Annotated in this window: 11 protein-coding genes; 3 read left to right on the top strand and 8 right to left on the bottom strand. The window is 67.8% G+C overall.

Translation table 11 applies throughout. The features are described 5' to 3' along the window. Positions 1 to 118 precede the first annotated feature (118 nt). Complete coding sequence (locus FHT36_RS08170; protein ID WP_169121986.1) at positions 119 to 1,621, bottom strand: YdiU family protein; 1,503 nt, start codon at positions 1,619 to 1,621, stop codon at positions 119 to 121. Positions 1,622 to 1,879: 258 nt separating this feature from the next. Then, positions 1,880 to 2,755, bottom strand: a complete 876-nt coding sequence (locus tag FHT36_RS08165) for a LysR substrate-binding domain-containing protein (protein ID WP_169121985.1) — start codon at positions 2,753 to 2,755, stop codon at positions 1,880 to 1,882. Between the two features lie 114 nt (positions 2,756 to 2,869). Between FHT36_RS08165 and FHT36_RS08160 the strand changes: the two genes are divergently transcribed. After that, entirely contained in the window at positions 2,870 to 3,277 is a 408-nt protein-coding gene (locus tag FHT36_RS08160) for a 4-oxalocrotonate tautomerase family protein (RefSeq protein WP_169121984.1), read from the top strand. 67 nt (positions 3,278 to 3,344) lie between these two features. Here FHT36_RS08160 and FHT36_RS08155 read toward each other — a convergent pair whose 3' ends face one another. Continuing rightward, a complete protein-coding gene (locus FHT36_RS08155; protein WP_024276938.1) occupies positions 3,345 to 4,004 on the bottom strand; it encodes a DsbA family protein in 660 nt (219 codons plus the stop codon). 226 nt (positions 4,005 to 4,230) lie between these two features. Beyond that, entirely contained in the window at positions 4,231 to 4,737 is a 507-nt protein-coding gene (locus FHT36_RS08150) for a DUF721 domain-containing protein (protein WP_210257618.1), read from the bottom strand. Positions 4,738 to 4,824: 87 nt separating this feature from the next. On the opposite strand from FHT36_RS08150, the gene mutY reads away from it, so the two are divergent. After that, positions 4,825 to 5,919 carry an A/G-specific adenine glycosylase gene (mutY, locus tag FHT36_RS08145; RefSeq protein ID WP_169121983.1) on the top strand — a complete coding sequence of 365 codons (1,095 nt, stop codon included), beginning with the start codon at positions 4,825 to 4,827 and terminating at the stop codon, positions 5,917 to 5,919. A gap of 106 nt (positions 5,920 to 6,025) precedes the next feature. Here mutY and FHT36_RS08140 read toward each other — a convergent pair whose 3' ends face one another. Further along, a complete protein-coding gene (locus FHT36_RS08140; RefSeq protein WP_281408757.1) occupies positions 6,026 to 7,234 on the bottom strand; it encodes a site-specific DNA-methyltransferase in 1,209 nt (402 codons plus the stop codon). 68 nt (positions 7,235 to 7,302) lie between these two features. On the opposite strand from FHT36_RS08140, the gene FHT36_RS08135 reads away from it, so the two are divergent. Then, complete coding sequence (locus tag FHT36_RS08135; protein ID WP_169121981.1) at positions 7,303 to 8,673, top strand: acyltransferase; 1,371 nt, start codon at positions 7,303 to 7,305, stop codon at positions 8,671 to 8,673. 116 nt (positions 8,674 to 8,789) lie between these two features. Here FHT36_RS08135 and FHT36_RS08130 read toward each other — a convergent pair whose 3' ends face one another. From FHT36_RS08130 to FHT36_RS08120, 3 genes are all read right to left on the bottom strand, one after another. Then, complete coding sequence (locus tag FHT36_RS08130) at positions 8,790 to 9,479, bottom strand: SGNH/GDSL hydrolase family protein (protein WP_169121980.1); 690 nt, start codon at positions 9,477 to 9,479, stop codon at positions 8,790 to 8,792. After that, entirely contained in the window at positions 9,476 to 10,612 is a 1,137-nt protein-coding gene (locus FHT36_RS08125; RefSeq protein ID WP_169121979.1) for an OpgC domain-containing protein, read from the bottom strand. The genes FHT36_RS08130 and FHT36_RS08125 overlap by 4 nt, the downstream gene beginning before the upstream one ends. A gap of 222 nt (positions 10,613 to 10,834) precedes the next feature. Then, positions 10,835 to 11,848, bottom strand: a complete 1,014-nt coding sequence (locus FHT36_RS08120) for an NAD(P)-dependent oxidoreductase (protein WP_348644412.1) — start codon at positions 11,846 to 11,848, stop codon at positions 10,835 to 10,837. Between the last annotated feature and the right edge of the window lie 17 nt (positions 11,849 to 11,865).

Raw genomic sequence — 11,865 nt, 5'->3', positions numbered from 1 at the left:
CTTGCGGGAGAGGGGCTGGGGGTGAGGGGGCTGCCTCCACATGTCCGATGCCGGTTCGGGCGGCGCGATACCCCTCACCCCAGCCCTCTCCCGCAAGGGGAGAGGGAGCCCCCCGCCGTTAGGTCCCGCAGAACGTCCGGTACCCCTCCATGGAGGGCGGCAGCCCCGCATAGGCGGTGAATTCCGGCTGCTCGTCATAGGGCCGCGCCAGCACCGTGTTCAGCCGCTCGAAGGGGCCGAGGTCGCCGCGCTCGATGGCGGCGGCGATGACCTCTTCCACCAGATGGTTGCGGGGGATGAAGAGCGGGTTCACCGCATCCATCCCGGCGCGGATGTCGGCGCCGGATCGGCCGGTCTCGGCGAGGCGCGCGCGCCAGCGTTCGGCCCAGGCGTCAAAGGCCGCCCGGTCGAGGAACAGGTCGCGCACCGGCCCGCCTGCCTCCGCATCCTCCGCGAGCGCGCCGAGGCGGCGGAAGGTGAGGGTGAAGTCGGCCTTGGAGCCGTTCATCACGTTGAGGAGGTCATGGGCGAGGGCCACATCCTCTTCGCTCGCCTCCGGCAGGCCGATCTTGGCGGCAAGCCCGGCGTGGTAGGCCGCATAGAAGCGTGCGGGGAAGGTGCCCAACGCCGCATTGGCGGCGGCGATGGCGGCCTCCCGGTCCTCTCCCATGATGGGGATCAGGCATTCGGCGAAGCGGGCGAGGTTCCAGTGGGCGATGTCCGGCTGGTTGCCATAGGCATAGCGCCCCATCTCGTCGATGGAGGAGAAGACCGTGTTGGGGTCGTAGGCGTCCATGAAGGCGCAGGGGCCGTAATCGATCGTTTCCCCCGAGACCGACATGTTGTCCGTGTTCATCACCCCATGGATGAAGCCGACGCAGAGCCACCGCGCCACCAGCGCCGCCTGCCGGCCGATCACGCCGTCAAGCAGAGCGAGATAGGGGTTCTCCGCCCCCGCGAGGTCGGGATAGTGGCGGGCGATGGTGTAGTCGGCGAGCTGCTTCACCGCGTCGAACGCCTTGCGGGAGGCGAAGAACTGGAAGGTGCCGATGCGGATGTGGCTCGCCGCCACCCGTGCCAGCACGCCGCCGGGCAGGGCACGATCGCGCACCACGCGCTCGCCGGTGGTCACTGCCGCCAGTGCTCGCGTGGTGGGAATGCCCAGCGCCGCCATGGCCTCGCTGACGATGTATTCGCGCAGCACCGGCCCGAGCGCGGCCCGCCCGTCGCCCCGGCGGGAGAAGGGGGTGGGGCCGGAGCCCTTCAGCTGGATGTCGCGGCGCAGCCCGTCCCGGCCCACCACCTCGCCGAGCAGGATGGCGCGGCCATCCCCCAGCTGCGGCGAGAAATGGCCGAACTGGTGCCCGGCATAGGCCAGAGCGATGGGCTCCGCCCCCTCCGGCACGGCGAGGCCGGCGAACACCGCCACGCCCTCGGGCGTCGCAAGATGGGCGGGGTCGAGGCCCAGCAGCTCGGCGAGGGCGGCGTTGACCTTCACCAGGGCCGGCGCCTCGACTGGCGTCGGCAGGACCGGCGCATAGAAGCCGGCGAGGTCGCGGGCATAGGAATTGTCGAACGGGAAGGCAGGGCCCGTCTTGAGGGTCGGCTGTGTGGTGCTCATGGGGCAATCTCCGCCGGGCTCGAAATGGGCAGTCCCGGACCGAACGATGGGAAAAGCCTGCCGGGTTCGTCCCGGTGTGTCCAGATTTGCGGTGTCGTCATGCCCGGGTTAGTCCCGGGCATCCACGTCGGGCCGATGGAGCGGTTAGCCCGGAATGTGTGCCCGGCCGGGCCACGTGGATGGCCGGGACAAGCCCGGCCATGACGGGGGTGCGGGGTGGACGTGCTGCCCGCGGCGGATGATCGTCCCAACGCGGGCTTAAGCCACGGCGTAGAGCGGATGCTCGCGCCGCAATTCCTCCTGCAGCACCTCCTCCACCTTCTGCAGCGCCGGCGGGCGGGCGCCGGGGCGGGTGTAGAGCAGGAATTCCATGTCCGGCAGCGCCGCGCGGTCGAGGTCGGCGACCACGGCGAGGTCCGGCCGAAGCGCCCGCGGCGAGCGCACGGTGACGCCCATGCCCGCCCCCACCGCCGCCATCAGGCCCGGCAGGCTGGGGCTGGTGAAGGCGATGCGGAACGGTCGCCCTGCGGCGTTGAGCGCGGCGATGGCGGCGGTGCGACAGCTGCACGGGTGCTCGAACAGCACGAGCGGCACCGGCGCCTCCCGGTCGAGGCGCAGCTGCCGCGCCGCGATCCAAACCATGGATTCGCGCAGCAGCAGGGAGGCCGGCAGCTCACTCTCGCTGCGAAAGCCCACGGCCACGTCCAGCTCCTCGGCGCGCAGCATGTCGAGCATGTGGGTGGTGGTACAGACGCGCACGGTGATGGGCGCCTGCGGGAAGCTGGCCGAGAGCCGGTAGAGGATGCGCTGGAGCACCTGCTCGCCCACATCCTGCACGAAGCCCAGGCGCAGCGGCTGGGCGAAGGCGCCATGGACGTGCTGGGTGAGGATGCGGTCATTGAGATCGAGGAGACGCCGCGCGTCCTCCAGGAAGGCCGCCCCCCGCGGGGTGGGCGACACGGCCCGCCCGCGCCGCTCCAGAAGCGAGAAGCCCACCGCCTCGGCGAGGCGGTCCATCTGCAGGCTCACCGCCGACTGGCTGCGACCCACCTTGCGCGCCGCCGCGGAGATGGAGCCGAGGTCGGCCACGGCGGCGAAGCTGCGGATGAGGTCGAGATCGAGATTGCGGATCATGATATGAGATTAGCAAAACTCTGGGATTTTAGAATTCAATTTTTCTCATGAGTTGGGGCGGCGTACAAGGAGCCATCGCGGCCGATGCCAAGCATCGCGCCGATGGAGGAAGAGATGCCCATTCTGAACGTGCAACTGTCCGGCACCCCGGACGCCACCCTCGCGGCGAAGGTTGCCGCCACCCTGTCCGATCTCACCGCCCGCATCCTGCGCAAGGACCCGAAGGTGACGGCGGTGGCCGTCTCCTTCGTCCCGGCGGAGCAGTGGTTCGTGGGCGGGGAGGCGCTGTCGGCGAAGGGGCGCTCGTCCTTCTCCCTCGACATTCTCGTGGTGGATGGCACCAACACCAAGGACGAGAAGGGCGCCTATCTGGAAGCGGTGTTCGCCGCCATGTCCGGCCTGCTGCCGAACCTGGACGAAGAGAGCTACATCCTCGTGCGCGAGGTGAAGGCCGATGCCTACGGCTATGGCGGGCGCACCCAGGAAAGCCGCTATGTGGAGAAGAAGCTCCGGGCGGCGTGAGTGCGAGCCTCTTAAAACAAAAGGGCCGGCGTGGTGCGCCGGCCCTTGAAGGCAATTGTGGCTCGCCTCACTTGCCGGCGAGCAGCGGCGCCAGTTCCTTGTCCCACTCGGCGATGCCGAGGGCGCCGGAGACCTTCTTGCCGTTGATGAAGAAGGTGGGGGTCGCGTTCACGCCCAGCTCCTTGTTGGCGTAGAGGGCGCTTTCCTGCACCTTCTCGCCGAGCTGCTGGTCGGTGAGGCACTTCTCGAAATCGGCCTGGCTCATGCCGGCCTGCTTGGCAACGGCGAGGAGGCCGGCGGCGGGATCGGTGCTGTAGGCCCAGGTCTTCTGCGTCTCGAACAGGGTCGAGACCATCGGGAAATATTTGTCCTCGGGCATGCAGCGGGCGAGCATGAAGGCGGCGGTGGCCACCGGCTCGAACGGGAATTCGCGGAAGATGAAGCGCACCTTGCCGGTGTCGATGTACTTCTTCTTCAGCTCGGGGAAGGTGCCGGTGTGGAAGGCGGCGCAGTGGCTGCAGGTCATCGAGGCATATTCGATGACGGTGACCGGCGCCGTGGCGCTGCCCAGCGCCTTCTCCGGTAGGGGGCTCGCGGCGGGCGCGATCAGCTTGGCCTGCTCCACCGTCTGGGCCGCGGCCGGATCAAACGACAGGGGCAGGCCGAGCCCGGCCGCCAGCGCGGCGAGACCTGCGGTGACCAGGAAACGGCGGCGATCGACAATCATGGACATCTCCGAATGGTCCGGCGGCTGGCGACCGGGCTTTCCCGATCTTGGCCGCATCGCCGGTTCCGTTAGGGCATCAGAATAGGAAACGGGGTCAGTCCGGCGCTGCACCGCCGAACCTGCATGAGAGCTTTCGCGCTCTATCATGTCGCCCTTATGGCGGGAAAGGCCTGCGCCGTCCGGCCGAGATAACGGACCGGTGAACGCCGCCGGCGCGCCGCGCGCCTCAGCCGCCGCTCCGCTCGCGCCGCACCAGCGCGCCGAGCTTGGCGAGGGAGTTCGCCAATGCCTCGTCCTCGAAGGCGCCGATCTCCTCGTTGAGCTCCTGCCGCACGGCCGCCACCGCCGCCTTGTCGGGCTTCGGCGGCACGGGAGGCGGGGCGTGGCGCGGCGGCACGGGGCCTTGGCGCAAAGTGAGCCGGCCGACGCAGCGCCAGCCGAAATAGGCGTTGATTCGCTCCACCACCACGCCGGCGGCATATTGCAGCTCGATGGCGTAGGCGCCCTCCACCCGTACCACGAGGGTCGCCGCCGCCCCGTCCTCCCGCGGCCATTGCAGCTTGAGGGGGATGCAGCGGGGCGCGAGGTCCGGGCCGACGATCTCGTCCCAGTGGGTCACCACCTCCACCACCGAGAAGCCGGCGCGGCCGCACAGGTCGCTGATCCCCGGCGCCACGAAATCGGCGAGGGGGCGCGGGCCACGATAGCGGCGGGTGAAGTTGGACGTGTTCAAGGCGTCTCCGGCGAACGGATGGGAATGGTGGACGATGTGGTGTCGGAGCCCCTTGCCCCGGCACGCGGGCGCGGCCACCTTGGCCGCATGACATCCTCCCCCGCCGCACGCGCGGCCGCAAGCGGTGCCCAAAAGTCCGGAACCGGAGCCCCGGCTCCCGCCGCGCTCCTCGCCTGGTACGACCGCCACCGCCGCCGCCTGCCCTGGCGCGCCGAGCCGGGCCGGCAGGCCGATCCCTACCACGTCTTTCTCTCCGAGATCATGCTCCAGCAGACCACGGTGAAGGCCGTGGGGCCGTATTTCACCGGTTTCCTCGCCCGCTGGCCGACGGTCTCCCACCTCGCCGCCGCGCCGCTGGAGGAGGTGCTCTCCGCCTGGGCGGGGCTTGGCTATTACGCCCGCGCCCGCAATCTGCACGCCTGCGCGCAGGCGGTGGTGGCGCGCCATGGCGGGCGCTTTCCGGACGACGAGGCGGCCCTGCTCGATCTGCCCGGCATCGGCCCCTATACGGCGGCGGCCATCGCGGCCATCGCCTTCGACCTCAAGGCGAGCCCGGTGGACGGCAATATCGAACGTGTCGTCTCACGGCTCTATCGGGTGGCCGAGCCGCTGCCCGGCGCCAAGCCGCGCATCAAGGCGCTCGCCGCCGCGCTGACGCCCGCTAAGCGACCGGGCGATTTCGCGCAGGCGATGATGGATCTCGGCGCCACCATCTGCACGCCGCGTTCGCCCGCCTGCTCGCTCTGCCCGTGGATGGAGCCGTGCGACGCGCGGGCGGCGGGGGACGCCGCGCTCTATCCGGTGAAGGCGCCCAAGGGCGAGAAGCCGAAGCGGGAGGGCGTCGCCTTCCTCGCCGTGCGGGCGGATGGCGCGGTGCTGCTGCGCACCCGGCCCGACAAGGGGCTTCTGGCGAAGATGACGGAAGTGCCCTCCACCCCCTGGGGGCCGAAACCAGAGGCGCCGGAGGCGCACGCGCCCCTCAAGACCCGCTGGCGGGCGCTGCCCGGCGCGGTGGAGCACGTCTTCACCCATTTCGCGCTGACGCTGAAGGTGCTCCGCGCCGATCTGCCGGCCGGAACGCCCGCTCCGGAGGGTCACCGCTGGGTAACGCCGGACGGGTTCGATGCGGAGGCCCTGCCCTCGGTCATGCGCAAGGTGCTCGCGCATGGGGGCGTGGAATGAACCAAGTGCCCGTGAGCCTGACTCACGGGCACTTGGTCGAGCCCGCGCGGCGCTTGAGCGTAACCCACTCGGTATCGGTCAAAGACCGAGACCGGCGGTCAAGAGATTATTCGGCGGCGATGCCCATCTCCGCCCGGAGGCGGGCGCGCAGGATGTCGATGGGGTGGCGGCGGCCCGCCTCTTCCACATGCCAGAAGGTCCAGCCATTGCAGGCCTCCGCCCCCTGGGCGAGGGCGCCGACGCGATGGATGGAGCCCACGTTCGGGCTGTCGGCCAGCGAAATGGTGCCGTCCGCCCGCACCACGGCGCGGAAGCGGCCCTTGGCGTCGGTGAGTTCCGCGCCGGGGGTGACGAGGCCACGCTCCACCAGAGCCGAGAAGGCGACACGCGGGGCCTCCCGCGCGCTCGGCGGGGCGACCAGCGCCTCTTCCGACAGCGGCTCAACGGCGTCGATGCGCTGGCGCGCCGCCTCGGCATAGGTCTCTTCGCGCTCGATGCCGATGAAGGACCGCCGCAGCCGCTTCGCCACCGCGCCCGTCGTGCCGGAGCCGAAGAAGGGGTCGAGCACCACGTCGCCGGGCTTGGTGGAGGACAGGAGCACGCGGGCGAGCAGCGCCTCGGGCTTCTGGGTGGGGTGGAGCTTGCGGCCCTTCTCGTCCTTCAGCCGCTCCTGCCCGGTGCAGAGCGGGAAGAGCCAGTCGGAGCGCACCTGCACATCCTCGTTGCCGGCTTTCAGCGCCTCGTAATTGAAGGTGTATTTCGAATCGGCGCTGCGGGCGGCCCAGATCAGGGTCTCGTGCGCATTGGTGAAGCGCCGGCCCCGGAAGTTGGGCATGGGGTTCGCCTTGCGCCAGATGATGTCGTTGAGGATCCAGAAGCCCAGATCCTGCATCAGCGCGCCGACGCGGAAGATGTTGTGATAGGAGCCGATGACGAAGAGCGTGCCGTTGGGCTTCAGCGCCCGCCGCGCGGCCAGCAGCCAGGCGCGGGTGAAGGCATCATAGGCCGCGAAGCTCTCGAACTGGTCCCAATGGTCGTCCACCGCGTCCACGCGGCTTTCGTCCGGCCTCTTCAGCTCGCCACCGAGCTGGAGGTTGTAGGGCGGATCGGCAAAGACGAGATCGACCGAGCCGGCGGGCAGGGCCGCCATGCGGGCGATGGTGTCGCCGATCAGAATTTCATTGAGGGGGAGAGCGCGGTCCGAAACCGCTCCCCGAGGTGCGGCCGGTGGGGCCGCCAAGGGGGCGATTGCGGGATACTCCGGACGACATTGACGCGCCGTCCGCCCGGCCGCCCCCTTGGCCACACTACGCATGACGCAACCCTACGCAACGCTTACTCACGATCGTGAGAATGGCGGTGATGGGTTAAGGTGGAGTTTCCATGCGGCAGATGATGCCAAAGATGCTTTTTTGCTGCAGTGCCGCAGAAATTGGCAGCGCTGACTTCCGTGACCAAGGGCGACCTGATATTTATCAACGGGTCAAGTTCGGAAATGCTGGGACATGCCCACCAGGCCTCTCTAGTCAGCGGAGCGGCTGGCTGGACCCGGTGATGGACGGGGCAAAGAACGGCGCGACCCCGGGGGCGGGATTCCAAATGGTCAATTCATCACGTCCACTTTCGCTGGGCGCCAAGCTCGAGCTTGACGATTTCAGACCTTCCGGGTTCGATTTTCTGAGGCTGATCCTCGCGCTTTCCGTTCTCGTGCCTCATGCCGCGACCATCGCTCAGGGTGAAGCCTTCGGAGAAGAGTTCTTCAACGGTACGTTCGCACCCTATTTCCAGCTTGTCCTTCCAGCCTTCTTCATTCTGAGCGGATTTCTGGTCTCCGGAAGTATGTTCCGATCCAAGACCCTCGTAATGTTCGCCGGGCTGCGCTTCATTCGCATCTATCCGGCACTTATGGTGGAGGTCATTCTCTCGGCCTTCATCATCGGCCCATTAGTCACTGTTCTTCCCCTCAGAGAATATTTCACGGACCCGCTGTTTTTCCGCTATCTGGTCAACGTGACTGGCCATATTACGTATTGGCTGCCCGGCGTTTTCGTGAACAATCCGAAGCCGCTCATCGTGAACTGGCAGCTCTGGACCGTTCCGTGGGAATTGATGTGCTACGTCGCGATCTCCATCCTGATCGTGATCGGGGTCAAGCGCCGGCGCGTCCTGGTGTTTCCGGCCCTCGGGCTGCTTTTGTTCTATTGCATCTTTGTGGAGGTGGTCCGCCCGGCGATGGCAGGGGCTCATCCCTTCGTTGCTCTCGTCGGGCACGTTTCCGGCCGCGAACTGATCGTGTGCTTCCTGCTCGGCGTGGCCTTGTTTCTCTATAAAGATGAAATTCCCTGGGACTGGCGCCTCTTCGTCGCCGCCCTTCTGCTTGCCGTTTTTTTCACGACCTACATTCCGGTCGGGCACTATATAGGGATGTTTTTTGCGGCATACGCGACGATCTTCCTCGGATTGTGCAATCCGAAACGCCGCGCATTCGTCGGCTTGAGTGACTATTCGTATGGCATCTATCTTTACGGATACGTCATTCAGCAGTTTATCGCCGACGTTTTGCCTTTCAGCCGCGTCTGGTACCTCAATTTGCTCTTCGCCGTCCCGCTGTCCATCCTGTGCGGCGTGATGTCGTGGCACTTCGTGGAAAAGCCGGCCATAAAGCTGCGCACCCATCTCAAGACGCTTGAAGAATATTGGATTCGCATTTCCCGCCGGGGAGCGGATGCGGTCCGGGCAATGGCCGGGCGGTAGGGGCGCCCGCTTGTCGGGCATTGGATAAGCGTCCGCCTTCGCAGGGAAGGCCGGCGGAGGGCGGCCGAGCGTGGTCGCGCGCTCTGCCGCAATGCGGCCCCAGGCGTCTTCGTAAATCAGCGTGTCACGGCCTTCACGATGGCCTCTGCCACCAGTTCCGCCATGCAGGCGCGGCCCTCGGCGGGGGAGCGCGCGGAGGACTGGAGATAGGAGGTGGCGCCGTATTGCTGCACCACGTTCATGCGCTCCTTGTCCGACACCGCGTCGATCTGCTTCACGATGCGGCCGTAGAGGTGCTCGTGGTCCACGCCCGGCACGAAGGGCGGGTCGATGAGGACGAGGTCGATGTTGCGCCCGCGCAGCCAGTCGGCCGCCTGCTCCAGCGTGTGGGCGAAGCTTTCCGGATCGGTGGCGGCGAGCGCGTCGGCGGTGCCGACCTGCCAGATGATGAGGTCCGGCGCCACCCGCTCAACGGCGGAGCGGATGCGGCCGAAATCATCCCGCGCGAGGCCCTGCGTCGCGCCCTCGTCGATGATGGTGAATATGATGTTCGGCAGCCGGCGGCTCAGTTCCACCTCAAGGCGGCTGCGCTTCTTGTCCGACAGCGCCTGACGGTCGGGCTGGGGGCCGATCATCAGGATGCGCACGGGGGCCGAGCGGTCCACCAGCCGCTCGGTGCGGCCGAGATCGCTGTCGAAGGTGAGGAAGATGTCCGGCACCCGGCAGGCGGTGGAAATGGCGGCCCCGGCCGCGAGCGGGCACAGCAGCACCCATGCGGCGAGAACGGCGCCGGCTGCGCGCCTCACTGCCCGTGCGCGAATGCCGGGGCCGGAGAAGCGGCACCGGGCGTCGCCTGGAGGGATGACGCCTGCGTCGGCTTGCGGCCGCGCGCCTGCCATTCGAGCGCCCATGCGAGGGACCACTGGAGCGAGAAACCTGCGGCAACGATTAGCAAATCCACGGCCAGCGCGCCATCGACCAGGGGGCGCACCACCTGCGCGCCGAGGCTGAGCACGGTGCCGAGGCAGAACACCGGCAGCGCGTGGCGGCCCATGAGGATGAGCGGCGCGGCCGACGCGCTCTTCTTCAGCCAGGCTTCCAGCGGCAGGCGCGACACGCAATAGGCCAGCGCCAGCACGTGCAGCAGGCGCGGCAGAGCGAGGTTGGTCTTGTCGAAATCCCACAGGAAGGGCGGCACGGGGGACAGATCCGGCGTTACCGGATAGCCGAGCACGGCCCACACCAGCGCCACCAGCAGATAGAGCGGCGCGGCGACGTCCAGCACCCGGTGGGCGGCGGAGCGCAGGCCCCGATCCATCAGCGCGCCGATGACGAGGCCGCAGGTGAACAGGAGCTGCCACGCCAGCGGATTGAAGAACCAGCCGCCCGGCCCGGGCCACACCGGCAAGGCGAGATCGGCGATCTGGGTGACGAGATAGAGCGTGAGCGAGACCACAAGGGCAAGGCCCAGGCTGCGCCGCGCCAGCAGCAGCAGGACCGGCGCCAGCAGCAAAAGCCCCACATAGAGCGGCAGGATGTTGAGATAGCCCGGCTGGTAGGTGAGCAGCCCGATGCCCACGAGGGATTCCAGCGGATATTGCGGGATGATGTCGAGGTGCATCCATTCGAGCATGCGCTCGTCGCCGGTGAGCACCACGAAGCCGCCCACCACCACCACGGACATCACCACCAGCACCAGATGGGCGGCATAGAGGGTGAAGGCGCGCATCCACACCCTTGCCGTGGTGCGCACACGCTCGCCGGCGGAGAAAGGCCGCAGATAGGCGAAGGCGGCGGAGATGCCGGCGAGGAAGACGAACAGCTCGGCCGCATCCGAGAAGCCGAAATTGCGATAGGTGAAGCCGCCGAAGACGTGGCCGGGAATATGGTTGATGAAGATCGTCAGCAGGGCGAAGCCCCGCCAGAAATCGATGCTCACCAATCTTTGCCCGCTCTGCGACACGCCCAGGAGCCTCCCGATTTCATTGCCGCGCATGTCCCCCCGGCGAGGGGGCGCCATAGGGCGGCAAATGCTTTGGGGGCCGGAAGGTTCCGCCTTGCCCGTGAGTCATCGCGCCGCACGCCAAGCCGGGAGAGGCTGGTGCGCGGCGGTGTCGGAAGTGTGAATCCCCGGGTGGGGCGACGGTAAATTGCGGTAACGCTACTCGGCCGCCGCCTTCAGCTCGAGCACGGTGGGCAGGCCGTTCATCTGCGCCAGCACGTCGGTGATCTGCGGCACGTTCTTAGCCCCATTGCCGAGGCCCTCGGCCGCCGCATACAGGTTCTTCACCGTGGCGCTGATGAAGGCGGAGGCGCCGGTGTTGGTGGCGAGGTTGGTGACGTAGCGCATGTCCTTGTGGGCGTTGGTGATGGTGAAGCGGTGGGCGTTCACGTTGCCCTCCAGCACGTAGCCCATGAAGGTCTGGTAGAAGCCGCAATCCATGCGCGAGCCACGGATGACGCTGTCGAAGACCTCCGCCGTCACCCCGACCTTGCCGGCGATGGCCAGCGCCTCGGCATAGATGGCGCCGTAGCCCAGCGACAGGAAGTTGTTGAGCAGCTTCATGGTGTGGCCCGCGCCCGGCGCGCCCACGCGCACGATGCGGCTGGCGAAGGCCGCCACCACCGGCTCGATCACCGCGAACGCCGCATCTTCCGCCCCCACCATGGCGGAAAGGGCGCCTTCCTCCGCCTGGATCGGCGTGCCGCCCAGCGGCGCGTCGCACAGGAAGATGCCGTCCTTGGCGAGCTCTGCCGCCAGCGCCATGGTCAGCGTCGGCTCGGAGGTGGAGGTGTCGATGATGTGGAGGCCGGCCTTGGCGGCCTTCAGGATGCCGTTCTCGCCGTTGAGCACCTCATTCACCTGCGGCGCGCCGGTGACGCAGAGCACGATCACGTCGCACTGGGCCGCCATCTCGGCGGGGGTCTTCACCTCGGTGGCGCCGCGGGAGACCAGATCCTCCACCGGCGCACGGTTGCGGTGGCCCATGACGGCGAGCGGGAAGCCCTTGGCGAGGATGTTCTTCGCCATGCCGTGGCCCATGAGGCCGACCCCGATGAAACCAACCCGCGTACCCGCCATGGCGTCCTCCCGATTCGTATCGTCGCAGCTGTCGTTGCCGTTGCCGCTAAATCGTTTAGCATGGCCGAAAGGACGGCGCGAGACGCGACAGATCCGCTATAGGGATGGCC

It is taken from the genome of Xanthobacter sp. SG618 (genome assembly GCF_012932745.1).
In the GTDB taxonomy this organism is placed as follows: Bacteria; Pseudomonadota; Alphaproteobacteria; order Rhizobiales; family Xanthobacteraceae; genus Xanthobacter; species Xanthobacter flavus.
Note: the sequence above shows the minus strand (reverse complement) of the source record. Positions and strands in the feature narration are given on the sequence as shown.

Bases quoted from the DNA above. Each gene is read 5' to 3' on its own strand.
- FHT36_RS08170 (WP_169121986.1), bottom strand. From the start codon at position 1,621: ATGAGCACCACACAGCCGACCCTCAAGACGGGCCCTGCCTTCCCGTTC.
- FHT36_RS08165 (WP_169121985.1), bottom strand. From the start codon at position 2,755: ATGATCCGCAATCTCGATCTCGACCTCATCCGCAGCTTCGCCGCCGTG.
- FHT36_RS08160 (WP_169121984.1), top strand. From the start codon at position 2,870: ATGCCCATTCTGAACGTGCAACTGTCCGGCACCCCGGACGCCACCCTC.
- FHT36_RS08155 (WP_024276938.1), bottom strand. From the start codon at position 4,004: ATGATTGTCGATCGCCGCCGTTTCCTGGTCACCGCAGGTCTCGCCGCG.
- mutY (WP_169121983.1), top strand. From the start codon at position 4,825: ATGACATCCTCCCCCGCCGCACGCGCGGCCGCAAGCGGTGCCCAAAAG.
- FHT36_RS08140 (WP_281408757.1), bottom strand. From the start codon at position 7,234: ATGCGTAGTGTGGCCAAGGGGGCGGCCGGGCGGACGGCGCGTCAATGT.
- FHT36_RS08135 (WP_169121981.1), top strand. From the start codon at position 7,303: ATGCGGCAGATGATGCCAAAGATGCTTTTTTGCTGCAGTGCCGCAGAA.